The sequence below is a fragment of the Amycolatopsis sp. NPDC052450 genome, assembly GCF_044547565.1.
Classification (GTDB): domain Bacteria; phylum Actinomycetota; class Actinomycetes; order Mycobacteriales; family Pseudonocardiaceae; genus Amycolatopsis.
Genome location: NZ_JBIUAQ010000008.1, coordinates 261,222 through 280,415, shown reverse-complemented (window position 1 = coordinate 280,415; position 19,194 = coordinate 261,222). Strand labels below are relative to the sequence as shown.

Annotated in this window: 20 protein-coding genes and 1 pseudogene; 9 read left to right on the top strand and 12 right to left on the bottom strand. The window is 69.4% G+C overall.

Annotated elements, in window-relative coordinates; genetic code table 11:
- The first annotated feature begins 19 nt into the window (after window positions 1-19).
- The gene (locus ACIHAO_RS16900) at window positions 20-814 is read left to right on the top strand and encodes a TetR/AcrR family transcriptional regulator (protein WP_396558720.1); all 795 of its coding nucleotides are present in this window, start codon (window positions 20-22) and stop codon (window positions 812-814) included.
- Between the two features lie 78 nt (window positions 815-892).
- Here ACIHAO_RS16900 and ACIHAO_RS16895 read toward each other — a convergent pair whose 3' ends face one another.
- The 5 genes from ACIHAO_RS16895 to ACIHAO_RS16875 are packed head-to-tail and all read right to left on the bottom strand — an operon-like array spanning window position 893 to window position 4,457.
- Complete coding sequence (locus ACIHAO_RS16895; RefSeq protein WP_125801136.1) at window positions 893-1,132, bottom strand: hypothetical protein; 240 nt, start codon at window positions 1,130-1,132, stop codon at window positions 893-895.
- Window positions 1,133-1,155: 23 nt separating this feature from the next.
- Window positions 1,156-1,713 carry a hypothetical protein gene (locus tag ACIHAO_RS16890; protein ID WP_396558718.1) on the bottom strand — a complete coding sequence of 186 codons (558 nt, stop codon included), beginning with the start codon at window positions 1,711-1,713 and terminating at the stop codon, window positions 1,156-1,158.
- Window positions 1,697-3,097, bottom strand: coding sequence for a WXG100 family type VII secretion target (locus ACIHAO_RS16885; protein WP_396558716.1), 1,401 nt, complete (start codon window positions 3,095-3,097; stop codon window positions 1,697-1,699). Before ACIHAO_RS16885 ends, ACIHAO_RS16890 begins: the two co-directional genes overlap by 17 nt.
- Window positions 3,094-3,381 (bottom strand): hypothetical protein, encoded by a 288-nt coding sequence (locus ACIHAO_RS16880; RefSeq protein WP_396558714.1) that lies wholly within the window; start codon window positions 3,379-3,381, stop codon window positions 3,094-3,096. Before ACIHAO_RS16880 ends, ACIHAO_RS16885 begins: the two co-directional genes overlap by 4 nt.
- A gap of 38 nt (window positions 3,382-3,419) precedes the next feature.
- Window positions 3,420-4,457: a hypothetical protein gene (locus ACIHAO_RS16875; protein WP_396558712.1), complete on the bottom strand. Its 1,038-nt coding sequence runs from the start codon at window positions 4,455-4,457 to the stop codon at window positions 3,420-3,422.
- Window positions 4,458-4,541: 84 nt separating this feature from the next.
- Between ACIHAO_RS16875 and ACIHAO_RS16870 the strand changes: the two genes are divergently transcribed.
- Both ACIHAO_RS16870 and ACIHAO_RS16865 read left to right on the top strand, forming a co-directional pair.
- Entirely contained in the window at window positions 4,542-5,675 is a 1,134-nt protein-coding gene (locus tag ACIHAO_RS16870) for a glycosyltransferase (RefSeq protein ID WP_396558710.1), read from the top strand.
- 33 nt (window positions 5,676-5,708) lie between these two features.
- Window positions 5,709-5,939: pseudogene (locus ACIHAO_RS16865) on the top strand (sigma factor); the annotation flags it as partial.
- A gap of 88 nt (window positions 5,940-6,027) precedes the next feature.
- Here ACIHAO_RS16865 and ACIHAO_RS16860 read toward each other — a convergent pair.
- Together ACIHAO_RS16860 and ACIHAO_RS16855 are read right to left on the bottom strand one after the other, a co-directional pair.
- Window positions 6,028-6,519 (bottom strand): DUF1772 domain-containing protein, encoded by a 492-nt coding sequence (locus tag ACIHAO_RS16860; RefSeq protein WP_396558708.1) that lies wholly within the window; start codon window positions 6,517-6,519, stop codon window positions 6,028-6,030.
- Between the two features lie 32 nt (window positions 6,520-6,551).
- Entirely contained in the window at window positions 6,552-7,379 is an 828-nt protein-coding gene (locus ACIHAO_RS16855) for an NmrA family transcriptional regulator (RefSeq protein ID WP_396558706.1), read from the bottom strand.
- An 81-nt stretch (window positions 7,380-7,460) separates the two neighbouring features.
- On the opposite strand from ACIHAO_RS16855, the gene ACIHAO_RS16850 reads away from it, so the two are divergent.
- Window positions 7,461-8,399, top strand: a complete 939-nt coding sequence (locus ACIHAO_RS16850) for an AraC family transcriptional regulator (RefSeq protein WP_396558704.1) — start codon at window positions 7,461-7,463, stop codon at window positions 8,397-8,399.
- Here the strand turns inward: ACIHAO_RS16850 and ACIHAO_RS16845 are convergent.
- Both ACIHAO_RS16845 and ACIHAO_RS16840 read right to left on the bottom strand, forming a co-directional pair.
- Complete coding sequence (locus ACIHAO_RS16845; protein ID WP_396558702.1) at window positions 8,378-9,331, bottom strand: helix-turn-helix transcriptional regulator; 954 nt, start codon at window positions 9,329-9,331, stop codon at window positions 8,378-8,380. The two genes, ACIHAO_RS16850 and ACIHAO_RS16845, sit on opposite strands and share 22 nt — an antisense overlap.
- A 121-nt stretch (window positions 9,332-9,452) precedes the next feature.
- The gene (locus tag ACIHAO_RS16840) at window positions 9,453-10,256 is read right to left on the bottom strand and encodes a pentapeptide repeat-containing protein (RefSeq protein ID WP_396558700.1); all 804 of its coding nucleotides are present in this window, start codon (window positions 10,254-10,256) and stop codon (window positions 9,453-9,455) included.
- Between the two features lie 265 nt (window positions 10,257-10,521).
- Here ACIHAO_RS16840 and ACIHAO_RS16835 point away from each other — a divergent pair, with 265 nt between their 5' ends.
- Window positions 10,522-11,703 carry a S8 family peptidase gene (locus ACIHAO_RS16835; RefSeq protein ID WP_396558698.1) on the top strand — a complete coding sequence of 394 codons (1,182 nt, stop codon included), beginning with the start codon at window positions 10,522-10,524 and terminating at the stop codon, window positions 11,701-11,703.
- 284 nt (window positions 11,704-11,987) lie between these two features.
- On the opposite strand, the gene ACIHAO_RS16830 is transcribed toward ACIHAO_RS16835, so the two are convergent.
- Complete coding sequence (locus tag ACIHAO_RS16830) at window positions 11,988-12,860, bottom strand: SGNH/GDSL hydrolase family protein (protein WP_233611765.1); 873 nt, start codon at window positions 12,858-12,860, stop codon at window positions 11,988-11,990.
- A 111-nt stretch (window positions 12,861-12,971) separates the two neighbouring features.
- Between ACIHAO_RS16830 and ACIHAO_RS16825 the strand changes: the two genes are divergently transcribed.
- A complete protein-coding gene (locus ACIHAO_RS16825; protein WP_396558696.1) occupies window positions 12,972-14,195 on the top strand; it encodes a helix-turn-helix domain-containing protein in 1,224 nt (407 codons plus the stop codon).
- On the opposite strand, the gene ACIHAO_RS16820 is transcribed toward ACIHAO_RS16825, so the two are convergent.
- Window positions 14,154-15,005, bottom strand: coding sequence for a helix-turn-helix transcriptional regulator (locus tag ACIHAO_RS16820; RefSeq protein WP_396558694.1), 852 nt, complete (start codon window positions 15,003-15,005; stop codon window positions 14,154-14,156). The genes ACIHAO_RS16825 and ACIHAO_RS16820 overlap by 42 nt on opposite strands.
- 85 nt (window positions 15,006-15,090) lie before the next feature.
- Here ACIHAO_RS16820 and ACIHAO_RS16815 point away from each other — a divergent pair, with 85 nt between their 5' ends.
- Both ACIHAO_RS16815 and ACIHAO_RS16810 read left to right on the top strand, forming a co-directional pair.
- Window positions 15,091-15,870, top strand: a complete 780-nt coding sequence (locus ACIHAO_RS16815; RefSeq protein ID WP_396558692.1) for an SDR family NAD(P)-dependent oxidoreductase — start codon at window positions 15,091-15,093, stop codon at window positions 15,868-15,870.
- A 99-nt stretch (window positions 15,871-15,969) separates the two neighbouring features.
- Window positions 15,970-17,607: a hypothetical protein gene (locus ACIHAO_RS16810; protein WP_396558690.1), complete on the top strand. Its 1,638-nt coding sequence runs from the start codon at window positions 15,970-15,972 to the stop codon at window positions 17,605-17,607.
- Here the strand turns inward: ACIHAO_RS16810 and ACIHAO_RS16805 are convergent.
- Window positions 17,567-18,415 carry a hypothetical protein gene (locus ACIHAO_RS16805; protein ID WP_396558688.1) on the bottom strand — a complete coding sequence of 283 codons (849 nt, stop codon included), beginning with the start codon at window positions 18,413-18,415 and terminating at the stop codon, window positions 17,567-17,569. The two genes, ACIHAO_RS16810 and ACIHAO_RS16805, sit on opposite strands and share 41 nt — an antisense overlap.
- 362 nt (window positions 18,416-18,777) lie before the next feature.
- Between ACIHAO_RS16805 and ACIHAO_RS16800 the strand changes: the two genes are divergently transcribed.
- Complete coding sequence (locus tag ACIHAO_RS16800) at window positions 18,778-19,167, top strand: SH3 domain-containing protein (RefSeq protein WP_125795882.1); 390 nt, start codon at window positions 18,778-18,780, stop codon at window positions 19,165-19,167.
- The last annotated feature ends 27 nt before the right edge of the window (window positions 19,168-19,194 follow it).

Below are 19,194 nucleotides of genomic sequence, written 5' to 3'. Positions count from 1 at the left end.
ACACCGTAGAGAGAACGTGATGACAGACGCGGACCACACCGGCACGGGCGATCCACGGCGGACCATCGAACTGCTCTGGGGTGTGCGTGAGAAACCCCGTCGCGGCCCCAAGCCGAAGCTCACCGTCGACGAGATCGTCACCACCGCGATCGAACTGGCCGACACCGAGGGCATCACCGCGCTGTCGGTCCGCCGGGGCGCGGAGAAGCTCGGCGTCTCCCCCATGACGATCTACACCTACATCCCCGGCCGCGCCGAACTGCTCGACCTGATGATCGACCGGGTCCACGGCGAACTGACCGATCCGCCGGAGAGCCACGACTGGCGGGTCACGATGACGATCCTCGCCGAGGACGCCTGGAAACTGTACCACCGGCATCCGTGGATGCTCCAGCTCACCACCGGGCGCCTCCCCCTCGGCCCGCACACCTTCGCCAAACACGAACGCGAACTGAAGGCCGTCGACGCGATCGGGCTCACCGACCTGGAGATGGACGCCGTGGTGGCGATGGTCAACGGATTCGTCCAGGGCATCGCGCGCGGCTCGGTCGAATCGGCGAGTCTCGTGCGGCGGTCCGGGCTGACCGACATGGAGTGGTGGACGGCCAGCGCACCCGTACTGGCGGAGATCCCCGAAGCCGACGCCGGACTGTTCCCGCTCGCCGCACGGGTCGGGCAGGCGGCCGGAGAGACACACGGTGCGGCGAGCGCGCCACTGCACACCTTCCGGTTCGGGCTGGCGCGGATCCTGGACGGGGTCGAACAGCTGGTGAACGGCGGCTCCGGCACCTCGGGGACCGAATTGCCGTCCTGAGGCGGTGTGTTCTCAGTACCTAGGGCGGGTGGGTCGGGATCGCAGCTCAGCCCGAGCCGAGGCGGCAGCGCGTGAAGGTCACTTGCCGCGTCGTCGCAGTGAGCGGTACAGCAGCCACAGCCCCAGCGCGACCGGGGTCAGGACCGCGGTGAACAGGATCCCCGCGAACATCCCGTAGCCGTGCGGGTCGGAGGACAAGCCGGTCGCGCTGAGCACCGCGCGGCCGACGAGCAGCACGATCACCGCGGCGACGCAGGCGAACGCGCCGAGCACCAAGCGCCGGAGCACCGTCCGCGAAGTACTTTCCTGCGTGCCCATGCTCGGCTCCGGTGGTCGCGGCGTCACTTCGGGTCGGGAGTGCAGACGGTCAGGAACGACTTTCCGTTCTCGCGTTCGACGTCGGACGCGTCCATCCAGCCGCTCCGGCCGAACAGGTAGCTCCCGGACGGATGCTGGGCCGACTCGCGCAGCACCTGGGCGACGTCGGCCTTGGCACCATAAGCTTTCGGGCCGTCGACGGTGACGGTGATCGAGCCTGCCCTGGTCCAGTCGTAACCCGCGGGCAGCGGTGTCCGGACCTGGAGGCCGCCGGTGTCCGGGGAGGATTCTCCGGACGTTTTCAGCAGGTCCAGGCGTTCGACGCGCACCCCCGGCTGTGGCGCGGTCCACACCTGCTCGGTGCTCTCTCGAGTGCCGGAGTCGAACGTCAGCCGCAACCTGGTGACGCCCTCGCACGGGGTGCCCGTCCACAGTTTCAGCACGACGCCGTCTTCCACGCGGAATCCGGCCTCCGGCGGCAGCGACGGCGCGAACTGTGCCTTGGTGTCGCACGCCGCGGTCGCCGCCAGTACGAGCAAGGCGGCGCAGGCGACGCGCGAACCCCTAGTGATATCCGCCATCGGTGAGTCCCGCGTCTTCCTCGGTTTCGTTGCCGCCGGTGACCTGCTCCCACGCGTAGGAGGCGAGGAAGCCGGTGTAGCCTTCGCGCGCCCATTGCTGGGAGTGGCGCTCCTCGTGGTGCAGCAGCCGGTCCAGGTCGAGCGAACCCTGGGACGCGCCGTTGTCGCCCTCGTACCAGGCGTGGCCCGACTTCGCGACCTCTCGGAGTTGCTGCGCCGGATCCTTCGGGTCGTCGATGTTCAGCATGAACGTGTCGCCCCAGGCGGTTCCGCCTTGCTGGCTGAACTGGTCCTGGATGAGGTTCCCGCCGAGGCCCATCATCATGCCGTTCGGGGTGGTCGCCAGCCGTCCGCCGTTGCCGTGCACAAAGCCCACGTCGTCGTCGTAGCTCCAGGAGTTCTCCCGTTGCCGGTCGGTGATCCGTCGCAGTTCCTCGGATCCGTACGGGGTCGGCGCGAAGTCGGTCTTCTCGCCTTCGGTGCCGTAGTCGGTGCCCGCGTTCATGATGTAGGTCATCCGCACCGCCTTGGCGGCGTCGTCCCCGGAGATGTCGGTCGGCATCAGGAAGTACGACTTGAAGGTCCCGTCGCCGTCCTCGTCCTCGCGGATCTCTTCCATGCCGTCGAGGACCTTGAAGTCCTCGGGCGTGATGTCGTGTTCGTCGGCGATCTTCTTGATGGTGTCGATCGAGACGCCCCGGCGTACGGCGTTCTCGAGCCACTGCCGGTAGTGGCCGGACGCGGGTGGCCCGCTCAGCAGCCCTGCTTCGCGAAGGGACTGCTCCATCTCGACCACTTTGGCGTCGATCTCCCCACCCTTTTTGGCGCCGGCGAGGGTGGTCGCTCCGTGGTCGCTGATCTCGCCGTCCTGTGCGAGTCGCATCACCCTGGCCAGGGCGGCGTCGATGTTGTTCGCCGCCGTGAGGATCGCCTTGGTTTCCTGCTCCAGCTGCTTCCTGATGGTTTCGCGGTGCCGCCGGGCCTCGGCGTACTCTTCGGCCTCGAAGCGGGACTTCGGCGGAGGGTCGGCGGGTTTGTCGTCCACGATCGCGCCGTCGGCGGCGATGCGGAACTGGTAGGTGCCGGCGAGGGAGTCGTTGTTGGCGACCCTGGTCTTGAGCGCGGTCACCTCGTCAGACGCGTTCTGCAGGGCATTTTCGACGGCGGACAGTCCCGCGATCAGGATCTCGGCCTTGTTCCGCGTATCGCCCAGCGAACCGCGTGCGCGCTCGCCGGCGGGGCCGTGCCAATCGGGCAGTTTCCTGGCGTCGTCGAGTTCGTCCTGCAGCCCGATGAGTTTGTCCCGCCGCCCACTCAGGTTGGTGGCCGTCGCCTCGAGCGCATCTGCGTCCCATTTGCGGACGTCGTCGTAGCCGACCGTCATCCTCCGAAAGCCTCCTCCGCGGACTTCTCGTTCTCGGAGTACGTGTTCGCGGCCGTCGTGATCGATTCGCTCCAGCGGTCGATCTCGCCGGCCCAGCCCTTCGCGCGCTCGGTGAACGTCGACGCCAGCGTGGGCGCGTTCTTCGCGGCCTCGCCACCTGGCAATGCCGTCGCGATCGCGTCCAGGCCGCTGCCCGGTTCCACGGCCCTGGCCTGGTCCGCGGCGGATTCCGCCGCCTTGGCCGCAGTCCGCAGCTGACCGATCTCGACCTCGTATCCGCTCACAGCCCGTGGCCCCCAACCCTGGATAGGTCAGCGGGACTCTACTTGAGCTCGGACGCCTCCACAGGCGATTCGCGGGAAGGGGTGGCCGCTTCTTCGGCGACCGGGGGCCGGGCGAGTTCGGCCAGCTGACGGACGACGTCGTCGTATCGCGTCTGGTCCGCGGCGGCACGGGCCTGTGCCCGTTCGAGTTCCTCGGCCAGCGCGGTCGCTCGGGCTTCGGCGAGGCTGCGGGCCGTGTGCTCCTGGGCGAGCTCGGCGCGGACGCGGTCCAGATCGCCACGCAGAGCGGCGGATTCCTCGCGTGCGGCAGCACAGTCCTTTTCGGACACCGTCGCCCTGGCCTTCGCCTCGTCGAGCCGGTCCAGCAAGGGTTCGAGTTCGGCCACCGCCCGCGCCAACGCCGTGTCCCGCTCGCCGAGCTCGGCTGTCAGCCGGGTTTTCTCCGCTCGCACGGCCGCGAAGTCCTCGCGCAGCGTCCGGAGATCGGAGACCAGCGCGTCGCGGGCGCGTTCGGCCGCCACGGTCGCGGCTTCCGCGGCGCCCCGGGCGCGTTCGTGGGCGGCGACCTCGGTCCACGAACGCTGGCGGGTCTCCTCCGCGTCCTTCAGTGCCTGTTCGGCGGCGCGTTCCGCTTTGGCCTTGGCCATCTTGTCGTCCCGGGACGCGGCCAGCGCGGTCGCACGCGCCGTGTCCGCCTTCGCCGCCGCCTGGTGCGCGTCTTCGGCCTCGCGGCGGGCCGTGGCCGCGTCGGTTTCGGCTTCGGTGACCCGCCCGAGCGCCGCCTCGGCGGCGTTGTCGAACCGCGAGCGCATCGCGTCCAGCAGTTCCACGAGCGACGCCGCGGCAGGGGTGAACTCGTCGGCGATCCGGCGGACCTCGAGCAGCGGGTCGGCCACGCTCGCCACCGCGGCCGCCCGCCGGGCGCGCGACGCGGCGTCGGCGTGCGTCTTACCGCAGTAGGCGGAGGGCCTGCCGCCCTTGCGTTTCCCTTCGGCGTCCACCGCGGGCGGGGGCAGAGGGTTCTCACAGCCTTCCAGCGCGCACAGCCGGACCTCGTCGGCGTCCGTATCGATCACCGCAGCAGGGTAGCGCTGCCCCGCCGGGCGGGAAGCGAGGCAACGCCGGGAAAACCGTTGGTCCCGCCGATTAGGGTCGACCGCATGCGTGTCTTGTTCACCTTTGTCGGCGGCAACGGTCACTTCCGGCCGCTTCTGCCGATCGCCCGCGCGCTCGCCGACGCGGGTCACACGATCGCGTTCACCGGCGAGCCTTTGATGGTCCCGATCGTCGAGGCGGCCGGTTTCCCCGCGTTCCCGTCGGGCCCGAACTTCGGCAGCGACGGCTCCCGCCGCTCGTTGCTCCCCGTCGACAGGGACCGTGAGGACGCCGACCTGCGCGACGGTTTCGTCCGCCGCGCCGCACCCCTGCGGGCAGCCGACGTCCTGGCGCTCTGCGCGGACTGGGCACCCGATCTGCTCGTCTGCGACGAAGCCGATCACGGTGCGATGATCGCCGCCGAGAAGCTCGGTCTCCCGCACGCGACCGTCCTGGTCATGGCGGCGGGTGTCCTCATCCGCCCCGGCCTTGTCGACGACGCGCTCAACGAGGTCCGGGCCGCCCACGGGCTTTCCCCGCAGCGGGACCTCGAAATGGCCTACCGCCATCTCGTGCTCTCACCGTTCCCCGCGAGCTTCCGAGATCCCCGGTTCCCGCTCCCACCGACCGCACAGCCCTTCCACAGTCCCGTTCCCGGTCGTGGTCCGGCGCCGGACTGGCACGTCGAGGGCCGCCCGGCGCTCTACTTCACCCTCGGCACGATCTTCAACACCGAATCCGGCGATCTGTTCGCCCGGGCGCTGGCCGGGCTGCGGGAGGTCGAGGCGACGTGTGTGGTGACCGTCGGGAACCTCATCGACCCCGCCGAGTTCGGCCGCCAGCCGGAGCACATCCACCTCGCGAAGTACCTGCCGCAGGACGACGTCCTCCCGTACTGCGACGCGGCGCTCACCCACGGGGGCTCGGGCAGCCTGCTGGGCGCGATCGCCCACGGGCTCCCGATGGTGGTGCTGCCGATGGGCGCCGACCAGCCCCACAACGCCGACCGTGTCACCGAACTCGGGCTGGGCACCGTCCTCGACGTCATCGCCGCGACGCCGGAGGACATCCGCGACGCCGTGACCACGGTGCTGAGGGAACCGTCCTATCGGGACACGGCCACGCGGTTGCGGGACGAGGTCACCGCGTACCCGCCACCGGAGAAGGTCGTTCCGCTGCTCGAAGGGCTGATCCGGTGACCTCCGGCCTCGACGCCGCGATCACCCGGGCGTGAGGAATGCCTCCAGGAGGCGTTCGTGCTCGCGTTGCGCACCTGGCCTCGCGACGGTGTTCCCGCGAAACCCGGCGCGTGGTTGACCACGGCGGCGCGTAACCGGGCCACCGACCGGATCCGGCGAGAGGCGGTCGGCGCGGAGAAACTGCGGGAAGGCGCCGGACTGAACGCGTCTTCGGAGCCGGAACGGGACGAGAGCGGTGTCCACGACGACAGGCTCCGGCTGATGCTCCGGGAGGTACTCGACGCCTGACCGGATGTCAGGAAAGGGTCGTTCAAGACGTTTTTCGTCCTGAACGACCCTTTCCTGACGTGTCTCAGGCGCGGACGTGCACGATCAGCCCGCCGACCAGAGCACCGAAGCCACCGATCGCGGCCAAGGTCCGGACCAGGTTCCAGCGTTCCCAGACCCCCTCGAACTTCGCCCGCAACGCCTCGAAGTCGGTGTTGTCGCCGTCGAAACCGGCTTCGAGCGCGTTGTTCAGCGGCACGTTGACTGCCATGGTCACGATCAGCATCACCAGCAGCAGGACGAATCCCGCGATGATCCAGGGCAGCGCGGGCCGCAGTTCCGACCGGAAGTGCAGCGCCGCCGCCACCGCGGCGAGCAGCGGCGCACCGCCGAAACTCAACGCGAACCAGCCGTTGAGGATCGCGACGTTGATCTCCCGCATCCCGGTCACGTACGTCCGGGCGTCGGCCCGCGCCAGCCCCGGCATGACCGAGCACGTGTAGGCGTAGAACAAGCCCGCGATCAACCCCGCCGTGATGACGGCCGCGATCAGGACGATCTCGCTCAGCGTCGCCATTCCTGTCGCCTCCCTTCCGATTCCCGCTCGTCTCATCGATTCCAGATCCCGGTGGCCGCGGCTTTCGCGGCGTAGTCGGAGAAGTCCCTCGCGGGCCTGCCCAGCACCTTCTCGACGTCACCGGTGAGTGACTCGTTGCGGCCGTCGAGGACTCGGGTGAACAGGTCGGTCAGGCCCTCGATCTCCTCCTCCGGCACGCCCTGCTCGGCCGCTCCCGCGGCGAACTCCGCCGCGGAAACCGGAATGTACTGGACCTCTCGCCCCGAAGCCTTGCCGATTTCCGCCGCCGCGTCCGCGAAACCGAGCAACCGGGGCCCGGTCAGCTCGTACACCTGGCCGCTGTGCCCGTCGGTGGTCAGCGCCGCCACGACGACGTCGACGATGTCCTCGACGTCGATGAACGGTTCGGTCACGTGGCCCGCGGGGAGCACGATCTCGCCGGCGAGTACCGGTTCCAGCAGGAAGTGCTCGCTGAAGTTCTGTGCGAACCAGCTGGACCGCACGACCGTCCACTCGGCACCGGAGTCCCGCACACCCTGTTCGCTGACCACGGCTTCCTCCTCGCCGCGGCCGGACAGCAGGACCAGCCGCCGGACGCCGTGGTCCACAGCCAGCTTCGAGAAGTCGCGGATCGCCTCGGCGGCACCGGGGAAGGCGAGGTCCGGGTAGTAGGTGAGGTAGGCGGCGCCGATTCCGGTGACCGCGGCGGTCCAGGTCGATCGGTCGTCCCAGTCGAAGGTCGGCCGTGAGGCCTTCCGGACCTCGATCCCCCGCTCGGTCAGCTGCTGCGCCACGCGGCTCCCGGTCTTGCCGGTAGCGCCGAGGACCAGGACCGTCTCGTTGTTCTTCGTCTCTGTCATGCCCTTAGTCAAGCGGCTGAAGATGAGACGGAACATAGTTCAAAGGCTCTTTTGCATGTTTCATCGTCTACACTTCTCGGCATGGATCCCCTCGCCGGTCTGCTCGACGGACCTCGTGCCCGCGGCGCTTTCCTGCTGAAGTCGGTCATGACCCCGCCGTGGTCGCTGCGCGTCGAGGACGAGGCACCGTTGACGGTGATGGCGCAGGTTCGCGGCGATTCCTGGGTCGTTCCCGATCACGGCGACGCCGTCCGCCTCGGCACCGGCGACATCGCCATCGCCCGCGGCCCGGACCCGTATCTCGTCGCGGACGACCCGGCGACGCCGCCGCAGGCGATGATCCTGCCGGGACAGGAATGCCTGACCCCGGACGGACGGCACCTCACCGGGCTGTCCGATCTCGGCGTCCGCACCTGGGGCAGCGACCCGGACGGCCCCGTCGTGCTGCTCACCGGCACCTATCCGCTGGAAGGCGAGATCAGCAAACGGCTCCTCAACGCGCTGCCGTCCTTGCTGGTCGTGCGGGACGAGGAATGGGAGAACCCGCTCGTGCCGCTGCTCGCCGGGGAGATCGTCAAGGACACGCCCGGTCAGGAAGCCGTCCTGGACCGGGTGCTCGATCTGCTCCTGGTCGCCGCGCTGCGGACCTGGTTCGACCGGCCCGGCGCCGAAGCGCCCGCCTGGTATCGCGCGCACAGCGACCCCGTCGTCGGGCGCGCGCTGAAACTGTTGCAGCACAAGCCTTCCGAACCGTGGACCGTGGCGAGCCTCGCCGCCGACACCGGAGTGTCGCGGGCCGCGTTCGCGCGCCGGTTCACCGCCGCCGTTGGTGAACCGCCGATGGCCTACCTCGCGGGCTGGCGGATCGCGCTCGCCGCGGATCTCCTGCGGCAGCACCCCGACGTCACGATCGGCGCGGTCGCCCGGCAGGTCGGCTACGGCAGTTCGTTCGCGCTCAGCACCGCGTTCAAACGCGAACACGGGGTCAGTCCGCAGGGTTACCGCACCGGGGCCGCGTAGCGCTCGACCAGTTCCGCGCCGATCCGCGCGAGTTCCTCCTGGACCGACGGCGGGCCCACCACCTCGATCATCGAGCCCCAGCCCGCGAGCTGCTGGGCGATCATCCACGCCACCGGCGCCGACACCGTCACCCGCACACGTCCGTCGTCGAGCGTCTCCTCGACGCGTGCCTGCCGTCCGAAGTGGTCCTGGAGGATCGGCAGATGCCGCTCGGCGATGAGCACGGTCGCGTCCAGCCCCGAACGCCGTTGCTCGACCCGGTCGACGATCTGCTCCCATGCCCGGGAAAGCTCGAAGTCGTCCGGGCGCCCGGCGGGCAGGTCGCTGACCTCGGCGTCGGAGATGCGGTCGACGCGGAAGGTGCGCTGGCCCTTCTCGGTGCCGGCGATGAGGTACCAGCTGTCGTCCTTGTCCACGAGCCCCCACGGATCGACGACCCGCTCGACCGGTTCCGCGCCCTTTTTCGCGTAGCCGAACCGGACTTTGCGGCGCCGGACGATCCCGGCCTGCAGCACGGTGAGCAGTTCGGGTCGTTCCTTCTCGCGTTCGCCCCACCGGGACGGGTCGATGACGACCGCGTCCGCGGCGGCCTGCGCGTCGGCGCGGAAGGTGTCGGGCAGGGCCCGGACCAGCTTCCGCAGCGCGGATTTGACCTCGGGCGAGATCGACGCGGCCGGACCCGCGAGCAGGAACAACGCCTGTGCCTCCGACGCGGACAGTCCGCTGAGGTCGGTCCGCGCGCCGCCGATCAGCGACCAGCCGCCGCCCCGGCCGGGTTGTGGATACACCGGCACGCCCGCCGCGGACAGCGCTTCGAGGTCACGCCGGGCGGTGGCGACCGAGATTTCGAGCTCGTCCGCCAGTTCGGAAGCCGTGACGCGGCCACGGGCCTGCATCAGCAGGAGGGTGGCCACCAGGCGATCGGCACGCATGGGCCCAGTCTCGCAGGCAAACCGCTCACCCGATGCGCACTTTGCTCCCCCTTCGCGTTTCGTCCTCTGGATGCGGTAGTTGGCATCGCGAACTACCGCATTCAGAGGACGAAACGCGGGGTTACCAGTGCGCGGGGTGGGAGAGCGACTCCGGCAGCTTCGTCGTCGCGTCGCCCTTCGCCGCGTCCAGTTGAGACTGGATGAGGAAGAGGGCGTCGCGGAAGTCCGCACCGCGGATGTCGGCGTCGCGAAGGTCCGCCCCGGTGACGTCGGCCTGCCGGAGATCGGCTCCCCGCAGGTCCGCGCCGATCAGGTACGCCCCGCGCAGCAGCGCTCCGCGCAGGTTCGCACCCTTGAGCTTCGCACCGATGAGGTCGGCACCGCGCCGGTCCTTCTTCTTGCCCGGCACCTCGGCACGGGCCAGTTCGCTCGCGCGCACCAGCAGTCCGTTCACCGCGCCCCGATGTGTGTGGACGTCCAGCGTCCGCAGCACCCCGGGTGTCTCCAGCGTCATCCGCTCCGTCCGGTCGATCATCCCGGCCAGGTCGTCACGGATCGGCGCGGACGTCGACAGTGAGGCCGCCTCGGTGAGGTAGTAGAGCAGTTCCTGCAGATCTCGCACGACCGGGAAAACCGCGAACATCGTCCTCGCCGTCTTCGGCGCTTTCCGCCAGTCCTCGCCGTCGAAGGTGACTTGGGAGACCTTCTGTCCCGCGCCGAAGCAGTCGTAGACCGTGCAGCCGGTGAAGCCCTTCTTGCGGAGCTTGTCGTGGATGCCGCACCGAGAATCCTCGCGCAGGTTCGGGCACGCCTGTCCCGCCGGTTTGGTGATCGCGAAGTCGGCTGACGCCGCGAAGGCCGGGACGACACAGCACAGGCCGAAACAGTTCTCGCAGTCGGCTCGCAGGCTGGAAAGGGCTGGCACGGTGGTTCGGGCTCCAGATGCTCGGCAGGGTGTTCCGTCCAGGGTACGGCGGGACCGAGATGCACTTTCCGGGCAGGGCACCCCCCGCCAATGGCCGCCAGACGAAGGTGGGGTCCTGCTCCGTTCAGTCGATATCGGGCAGGTCAAACGCTCAATAACCTCGATCTTCGTGGGCCTCGGCAGGTGCCGTCCCATGCGGTCGAGCTGGACCGTTTCCGCCGCTGTGGTCTTGACCGGCCGGTCCCCTGCGAACGACAGGACGAACATGCGAGAGACGAGACAAGCGCGTTGGCTGTCCCGTGCCGGAATGGCGAGCGCGGTCGCAGTGGCGATCAGCGTGACCGCCGCGCCCGCGCAAGCCGCCGAAGGACAGATCCTCGCCGCCGGATCCGCCGAAGCGATCCCGAACAGCTACATCGTCACCCTCAAGGACACCGGCGTCGTGGGCACGCTGGCGAACCGCTTCGGCGCCAAGGTGGAGCAGGTCTACAGCAGCTCCCTCAACGGTTTCTCCGCGACGCTGTCGGAGCGGCAGGCCAAGCGGCTCGCCGCCGACCCCTCGGTGGCATCCGTCGAGCAGAACCAGGTCTTCCACGCCGACGCGACCCAGACCAACCCGCCGTCCTGGGGCCTCGACCGCGTCGACCAGCGCAACCTCCCGCTCGACAAGAAATACAGCTACACCAGCACCGGCGCGGGCGTGCACGTCTACGTCATCGACACCGGCGTGCGGATCAGCCACCAGACCTTCGGCGGCCGTGCCCGCAACGGCTACGACTTCGTCGACAACGACGCCGTCGCGCAGGACGGCAACGGTCACGGCACCCACGTCGCCGGCACCATCGCCGGTTCGCAGTACGGCATCGCCAAGGCCGCCACGGTCTACGGCGTTCGCGTGCTCGACAACTCCGGCAGCGGCACCACCGCCGGTGTCATCGCGGGCATCGACTGGGTCACCAAGAACCACGTCAAACCCGCCGCGGCCAACATGAGCCTCGGTGGCGGCGCCTCCACCACCCTCGACGACGCCGTCCGCCGGTCGATCGCCGCGGGCGTCACCTACGGCGTGGCCGCCGGGAATTCCAACTCGAACGCCTCGGGCTTCTCCCCCGCCCGCGTGACCCAGGCCATCACCGTCGGCTCGGCCACCAACACCGACGCGCGCGCCGGTTCCTCCAACTACGGCAGCCTGGTGGACATCTTCGCGCCGGGTACGAACATCACGTCGTCGTGGAACACCAGCGACACCGCGGCCAACACGATCAGCGGCACTTCGATGGCGACCCCGCACGTGGTCGGCGTCGCGGCCCGGTTCCTGCAGAACAACAAGTCCGCCACCCCCGCGCAGGTGGCGACCGCGCTGATCAACGCGGCGACCCCCGGCAAGGTGACCAACCCTGGCTCCGGTTCCCCGAACCGGCTCCTGTACTGGGCACCGACCGCCTGATCGCACGGCGGGTGAGCCGGTATCGCATGTCGTGAAGGGCCCCTTTGAGACGTAGAAGGTCTCAAAGGGACCCTTCACGACGTCGGAACTCGACGCCGGCCCACCGAAAGCACCGGAGGTGCCTGCGGTTTCGCGTGTTGGATGGACGACGCGCGTGACTGGACGGACGGCTCGTGGCGGAGCCCGGCCGCGGTCGTGTCGTCCGTCCAGTCACGCGTGTCGTCCGCCGGATCACGTGTGTCGTCCGTCCAGTCACGTGACATCGCCACTCACGAGGTGTTTCGCTACAGCACCTTGCGGATGCTGGGCACCACGGCCGCGAGTCCGGCGGCGTTCGGGTGCAGCGGCGCGAAGCTGTTGTTCACCACCGAAGGGATGAGCCCTTCGATCCATTTCACGCCGATCGGCTGGCACGCGTCGTGACCGATGCTCGGCGTCCGGATGTCGACGTACTTGGCGCCGTGCGCGGCGGACTGCTCGGCCATCCGCGCGTTGAGCCGGTCGATGTTGGCCTGGATGTAGTCGGCGTCCTGCGGCAGGACCGGGACCAGCGGCCAGCAGCCGCCGGATTTGATGCCGGTCGGGTAGCCGACCATGACGATCTCGGCCCGCGGCGCGCGCTGGCGGATCTGCTCGATGACCGTTCCGTAGGTCGCGGCGAAGGCGTCGATCTTGGTCGCGTACTTGTCCACCCCGCCCGTGGTGTTGGCGGCCTTGCACGAGGCGCCGACGGGAAGCAGGTTCACGCACGACGTCGCGAGCCCGACCAGCCCGATGTCGTTGCCGCCGATCCCGACGGTCACCAGTGTCGTGTCGGCCGAGAGCGCGTCGTACTGCGGCGGGTTGGTGCCGGAGATGATGCCCTTCTGCGGGTTGGTGAAATGGGAGGTGGTCGCGGCGCCGCAGGTGACGTCACGGAGTTCGTCGACGTCGATCTGCTTCGCCAGCAGACCGGCGTAGTTGATCGCGGACCGGGCGCAGGTGAGCAGATCGGACTGTGGCAGGACCACGGAGCCTGCCGAGAACGAGTCGCCCATCGCCACGTACACCTGGCGTTCCGCCGCGGCGAGTGCCGGTGTCCCGATTCCGACGAGGGTCAGTGCGGTGCCCGCCACCGCGGCGATCCGGGCGAGTCTTCCCCAGCGCGTACGTGTCACTGCCGCCTCCTGCATGCGTCGTCGAATGCTGCGGGTCAGCGTCCGCTGAACAAGGGAAAACCACTAGAACGGAGGCGCGCGTTCTTGATCGGAGTTTTGTAGGTTCCCTCTATGACGAAGGCGTCGGCACAGCCATGGCGCAGGCTGGACGCCTCGGTGCTGACCCGGCTGGAGCCGGACACCGCCGCGATCGCGTCCGCCGCGATGGATCAGGTCCGCGCCGGGTTGCGAACCCCGCTGGACGACCGGACGGCGGCGAACCTCCAAGTCACCCTCGACGTCGCCCTGCACGCCTTCTTCAGCGAGATCGGCCATCCCGATATCACCACCGATCGCCAGGTCTACCGGGCGCAGGGCCGAGCCCAGCACACCGCCGGCCGCAGCCTCGAGGAGATGCTCGGCTTCTACCAGTCGGCGGCGCTGGGGGTCTGGCGGCAGCTCACCTCGGCGGCACCGGCCGTGGACCTGCCGACCCAGGCGATCGTCGAACTCGGCGAGGCGCTTTTCGCCTTCATCGCGGAACTCTCGGCCGCGGCCGCCGACGGGTACGCCGAAGCGCGGTCACAGGCCGCGCGGGCCGGGCAGGCGCGGCGGGACCGGCTCCTCGGCCTCCTCCTGACCGAACCGGCCGCCGCCAGGGACGTGCTCGACGACGCCGCGAGCCAGGCCGCGTGGATACTGCCCAGCCGTCTCGTCATCGCCGTCACCAGCGCCGATGTCGCCCCGCAGCTGCTGGACCGGATGCCGGGACGGGTGCTGATCGGCCGTCACCACGACCTGACCGCCGTGGTGATGCCCGCCGACCGGGTCGAGTGGTACCTCGGCCGGTTGCGGGATCTGCTCGGCGAGGACCAGGCCGGGGTGGGTCCGGTCGTGCCGCTTCACTCGGCCGCGCTCAGCGCCCGCCGGGCGAGCGCGCTGTGGCGGCTGACCCGCACCGGCGCCCTCGGCGGCGACCCCCTCGTCCACACCACCGATCACCGCATCGACCTGCTGCTGACCGCCGATCCCGAACTCGCCGCCGAGTTCTCGAAGGAGGTCCTCGCCCCGCTGGCCGGGCTGCCCGAACCGGCGAGGCAACGGCTCACCGCGACCCTCGCGGCGTGGCTCGCGCGGCCGGATCAGCCTCAGGCGATCGGTGTCGAACTACACGTCCACGTCCAGACCGTCCGGTATCGCATCCGGCAGTTGCGGACGCTGTTCGGCGGCACGATCGACGATCCGGCGGGCAGGTTCGCGCTGGCGATCGCACTGAGGATCGATCCACTGGTATCGAGGGAACCTACAAAGCGCTCAGAGCGGGGCGTCCATCCGCTGCGTCCCGACGACCGATAGCAGCCGCAACGCGTTCTCCGACGGCGTGCCGGGGTCGGCGGTGTAGATCAGGAGCTGCTGGTCGCGGTCGCTGATGTCGAGGACGTCGCAGTTCACGCTGACCGGGCCCACCACCGGATGCCGGAAGGTCTTGCAGAGGGTCGGCGCGGCGCAGACGTCGTGCGCGGCCCACAACCGGGCGAATTCCTCGCTGCCGTCGAGGAGTTCCCGGATCAGCCCGGTGACCTCGGGGTCGTCGGGGTAGCGGCCGGCGGCGGCGCGGAGGTTCCGGACCGCGCTCGCCGAGAACTCGTCGGCGTCGGATGCCCCGTAAAGCCGTCTTCCCTCCCGTCGGGACCCGAGGAACGCGCGGCGCAGAAGGTTGCGGTCACGCCGTGGCAGGGCGGAGAAGTCCTCCATCAGGGCCGCGGCGAGGTCGTTCCAGGCGAGCACGTCGTAGGTCGCCGAGAGCACGATCGCCGCCGCCTGCGGAAGACGGTGCAACAGCGCGAGAATGCTCGGCCGGACCTCCCGGGACGGGCCGGGCGGCGGCCCCGGCGGCGCGCCTGCCAGGTGGTGCAGGTGATCGCGTTCCGCGTCCGACAGCCGTAGCGCCCTCGTCAGCCCGGCCAGCACCTCACGAGACGGCCGGGGACCGCGGGCCTGCTCCAGCCGCGTGTAGTACTCGGTCGAGATGAACGCCAGCTGCGCCACCTCTTCGCGGCGCAGGCCAGGCGTGCGGCGGCGCGGCCCGGCGGGAAGGCCGACGTCGGCGGGGGCGATCCGCTCACGCCTGCTGCGCAGGAAGTCCGCCAGTTGTCCTCTGTCCACCACTCCAGTGTGGACGATGCCGGTACGCCAGCCAGGTACCGCCGATGCCTGGATAGCCACCGAGAGCGGGTGAAGTCTCGGTGCCATGACCACGACAACAACTTTTCCGGGCCTGCTGGACGGCAAGGTCGCCTTCGTCACCGGTGCCGGCCGCGGTATCGGCGCCGCCGCCGCGCGGCTGTTCGCCAGGGAGGGCGCGCGGGTCGTGCTCGCCGCCCGCACCGAATCCCAGCTCAAGGCCGTAGCCGAGGAGATCCGCGCGGAGGGCGGCGTCGCGGACCACGTGGTGTGCGACCTCGGCGACGCCTCGAGCGTCCGCGCGGCCGTCGACCGCGCCGTGGAACTGCACGGCAGGCTCGACGTCGCCTTCAACAACGGCGCGACGAACGTGCCTCCCGGTCCGATGGACCAGGTCACCGAAGCCGACTTCGACCGCATCTACGCGGTCAACCTCAAGGGTCCGTGGCTGGCGATGGTCGCCGAGATCGAGGCGATCCGGGCGACCGCGAAGACCGGGGCCGTCGTCAACAACACCAGTGTCGGCAGCCTGATGGCCAACCCGGAGCTCCCCGCGTACGGCGCGATGAAACGCGGCGTCAACAGCCTCACCGCCTCGGCGGCCGCCACCTACGGCCCGGAGGGGATCCGGATCAACGCCGTCGCGCCCGGCACGACGATGACCGAGATGTTCAACGAGTGGGTCGAGAGCTCGCCGGGCATTCTGGAGCAGCTCAACGCCCAGACCCCGCTGGGGCGAGTGGCCGAACCCGAGGAGATCGCCCAGGCCGCGGCGTGGCTGCTGAGCGACCGAGCCTCCTACGTGACCGGCACGGTCCTGCGGGTGGACGGCGGCATGCTGTCCTGAGCGGTGGCGGGGTGGGTGATGCGCGGGAACCGGTGTCCGCCTGGCGGCGTCTGAACGCGCACGACCCACCCTGACCAGGGGTTGCCCGAGGAGAAGCCGATGCCGTTCCTGGATCCCGAACCGCTCTACGCCAAGCTCACCTCGGGCGACGCGGCAGGCATCGCCGAGGTCGGCGCCACCATCGCCGACGCGAAGAAGTCGTTGCAGACCGTCGCGGACGGGATCTCCGACGGCACTCTGCGAGCGGCGCGGTCCTGGCGCGGTACGGCGTCGGCGGAGTTCGTCGGCAAAGCGAAGGAGTCCTCGCAGAACCTCGCCGAGGTGTATGCCCAGCTCAGCACTGCGGAGGCGGCTGTCAAAGGCGCCGCGAAGGCGTACTCCGCGCTCCGAAACTCGGCGGAGACGGCCATCGCGCCGTGGCGGAAGCTCGGCCTGAGCGATCTCCTCGAAGCACCGGAGATCGCGATGAAGACCGTCCACGCTCTGACGGCCGCGCAGCAGACCTACGAAGGCAAGCTGAACGCGCTGGCGGCCACGACCGGCGGCGGCTGGGACAGCGACGGGAATGCCGACATCAGCGGCGTCAACCCCGGGCAACCATGGATCTCTCAGGGGTTGGCCTACGACGGCAAGAACCTGCTCGTGGGCTCATACCACGACGGCGACGGAGATGGGTCCGGCGACATCCCGCTCGGTCCGGAGCTGACACCGAGCAGGCTGACCTACGTCGACTACGAGACGGGCCAGGAAGCGGGGAGCGTCTATCTCGACGGCAACGGCGAGGTAGACGCTCCCACGCATACCGGTGGCGTCGCGACGGACGGCGAATACGTCTGGGTGTCGTCCAACGAACACGTGTACGTCTACGACAAGGCCGAACTCGACGCCGCGCAGGACAGCGGCAAGCCGGTCAACGCCATCGACGTGGTTCCGACGCCCGCACACAGCTATGTCACCTACGCCCAAGGCAAGCTCTTCGTGGGCGACTACGCCAACAACCGGCTTTACGAAATCCCCGTCGGCGAGAACGGCTCACCCGAGCCGGACAGGGCCGGAGAGCCGATCGAGACACCGAACAACGTCCAGGGTGTCGTGGTGCGCGACGACGAGTTCATCTTCTCCTCCTCCGACGGGCACAGCGGAAAGTTCTACAAGCAGGACCGGACGCCGGAGTGGTACGACTTCAACGATCGCGAAGAGATCGAACTGAAGGGCGGCGAGCCGGGCAACGAAGACGGCTACGACTCGCACGGTGTGGAGGAAGCGGTCGAGATCGACGGTGAGATCGTGCTGGCACATGAATCCGGCGCCTACGGCTACCAGAAGAACCCGGGCGAGAAGTGGGACGAGCCCGAGCTGACGAGGATCTCCCTGGACGAGCTGGGCCTCGACCCGGACGGCGCGCTCTCCCCCGGCGAGGCCGGATACGAAACCGACCCCGACTCACTGGTCGGCGCCGCAGGCGTCCTGGACGGGGCGACGTCCACGTTGAGCGGCGCGGCCGGCGCCGTGTCGCGGCTGCAACTGGTGGCGCGGCTGCTCGGCGACGTTCCCGCCGCAGCCACCTTCAGCGACACGATGACCAAGCACCTCACCGCGGCCGGTGATCGGCTGACGGCGGGCGTGGAAACTGTCGGCGGTATCGCGGACAGCCTGGTCACCGGCGCCGACACGTACCGGCGGATCGAAGACGGGATCACTGAGGGTCTGGACAAGCTCGGGAAAGTCCTTCCCTGACCCGGCCGAGATCAGGGCGCTTCGCGAGTGCGTAAGCGAGTGCCGGGACAAACTCACCGGCACGACTGGCGGGAGCCTCTCCGCACGGTCCGTCGGAGATGCCTGGAGTGGTGAGCCAGAGCAGTTGCAGCTTGTCGCGCTCGGGCCGCAGTACCTGGTTCTGTCCCACACGGGCGTCGGCCGGATTGCAGTCCCCGGTGGTCGGGGCTCCACCGCGGCTGCTGTCGGCCACCATGAAGTAGTCGTTCCTGCCGGTGGCGGCCAGTAGGCGGTGCCGGATGGCGCTCGCCGTCGCGGTCGCGGTGGTCTCGTCGGCGTAGCCACGAACGTTGACCGCGAATCCGTCCACATCTTGCCCCGCTGCGGCGATCTTCTCCGCAGCGTCCGCCGGTGAGGGTGAGTCGGAGACATCGAGAAGGACGGTGGTCCGAGCGAGCGCCCCGAGGATCATCGCCGCCCCGGTCGGACACCCCTCGTCCACTCGGATCACCACCAAGGCGGGCGCCTCCCCGATACCGGCCTTTTTCACCTGGTCCGGTGCGCGAACGATCTGGGCGGCTGGGCGTGAGGCGATCTGCTCGCGAATGAGGTCGGCTTCGGGCCCGGGCGGCGCAGAGCGCGCCCAGACAGCGGCCGGATTGTCCTCGTCGACGTAGAAGTCGCTCGCGGAGCCGAGCAAGGGAAACGGCGCCGCGACGGCGGGCGGGTCGATCGCATGCCCCTCCGGCCCGCACGCCGAGACAAGCGCGAGCAGGACGACGAGCGCCAACTGACGGCCGCGGCACCCGCCGACGTCGTCCTTCCCCATCGTCCTCATCTTTCACTCGTATTCACGGGATCGCCAGTCCGTTTTGCCCGTTTACGCGATACGCGTATCTAGTTTCGCGCGTGCGATGCGCGAAACTGAACTCGGATGGATGCACCGTGATAATGCCCCTTATGACTGAGTACCCCGGGAAGTGGGATCGAATGACGGCGCGAAGGGCCCGCGGGGAGGCGCCAGAGGCCGAACGGAAGACACCAGGAGGGAAGAGTTAGGCGCTCAGCGGCCATCTGAGAGGGTTTTGCCTGGTCAGCGCCACCTTTTCGGCAGAGCGAAAGGTCTGGAGCCGTGCTCCCCCGGCCCATACGTTCGAGCGGACGGATAACCGACCGTTTCGAGGGGACATCATGAGGAACTTGCTTCGGAAAACTTTGCTCGTACTGCCGGGCGTCGCCGCGGCGACGCTGCTCGGCGCCGGCGGCGTGGCGGGGGCCGCGCCCGCGGGCGCCCAGACCGAGCCGGTCCAGACGATGAGCTGCAGCCATTCGCATTCGAACAAGGACAGCGGCGAGGGCAGGGCGAAGACGGACCTGCGCTACCGGACCGGCCCGCACACCAGCTGTGCCGCGCCGGGACAGGTCAGCAAGGGCACGTTGATCTACTACCACTGCTGGACGGCCGGTGGTGAGGCCGGCGGGAAACACACCTGGACGTGGGGGCGTATCGCGGGCACGCAGACCGCGGGCTGGTTCGCCGACGCGTACCTCAGCGACGGCGGCGCCACGAAGCAGTGTTGAGCTGAGAAAGACGACGTGGCCTGTCCG

What these genes read in the sequence shown, in the direction of transcription:
- ACIHAO_RS16890 (WP_396558718.1), bottom strand. Translation starts at nt 1,713, where the DNA reads ATGGCGGATATCACTAGGGGTTCGCGCGTCGCCTGCGCCGCCTTGCTC.
- ACIHAO_RS16895 (WP_125801136.1), bottom strand. Translation starts at nt 1,132, where the DNA reads ATGGGCACGCAGGAAAGTACTTCGCGGACGGTGCTCCGGCGCTTGGTG.
- ACIHAO_RS16860 (WP_396558708.1), bottom strand. Translation starts at nt 6,519, where the DNA reads ATGGCGACGCTGAGCGAGATCGTCCTGATCGCGGCCGTCATCACGGCG.
- ACIHAO_RS16870 (WP_396558710.1), top strand. Translation starts at nt 4,542, where the DNA reads ATGCGTGTCTTGTTCACCTTTGTCGGCGGCAACGGTCACTTCCGGCCG.
- ACIHAO_RS16815 (WP_396558692.1), top strand. Translation starts at nt 15,091, where the DNA reads ATGACCACGACAACAACTTTTCCGGGCCTGCTGGACGGCAAGGTCGCC.
- ACIHAO_RS16855 (WP_396558706.1), bottom strand. Translation starts at nt 7,379, where the DNA reads ATGACAGAGACGAAGAACAACGAGACGGTCCTGGTCCTCGGCGCTACC.
- ACIHAO_RS16845 (WP_396558702.1), bottom strand. Translation starts at nt 9,331, where the DNA reads ATGCGTGCCGATCGCCTGGTGGCCACCCTCCTGCTGATGCAGGCCCGT.
- ACIHAO_RS16900 (WP_396558720.1), top strand. Translation starts at nt 20, where the DNA reads ATGACAGACGCGGACCACACCGGCACGGGCGATCCACGGCGGACCATC.
- ACIHAO_RS16805 (WP_396558688.1), bottom strand. Translation starts at nt 18,415, where the DNA reads ATGGGGAAGGACGACGTCGGCGGGTGCCGCGGCCGTCAGTTGGCGCTC.
- ACIHAO_RS16810 (WP_396558690.1), top strand. Translation starts at nt 15,970, where the DNA reads ATGCCGTTCCTGGATCCCGAACCGCTCTACGCCAAGCTCACCTCGGGC.
- ACIHAO_RS16800 (WP_125795882.1), top strand. Translation starts at nt 18,778, where the DNA reads ATGAGGAACTTGCTTCGGAAAACTTTGCTCGTACTGCCGGGCGTCGCC.
- ACIHAO_RS16850 (WP_396558704.1), top strand. Translation starts at nt 7,461, where the DNA reads ATGGATCCCCTCGCCGGTCTGCTCGACGGACCTCGTGCCCGCGGCGCT.
- ACIHAO_RS16825 (WP_396558696.1), top strand. Translation starts at nt 12,972, where the DNA reads ATGACGAAGGCGTCGGCACAGCCATGGCGCAGGCTGGACGCCTCGGTG.
- ACIHAO_RS16835 (WP_396558698.1), top strand. Translation starts at nt 10,522, where the DNA reads ATGCGAGAGACGAGACAAGCGCGTTGGCTGTCCCGTGCCGGAATGGCG.
- ACIHAO_RS16885 (WP_396558716.1), bottom strand. Translation starts at nt 3,097, where the DNA reads ATGACGGTCGGCTACGACGACGTCCGCAAATGGGACGCAGATGCGCTC.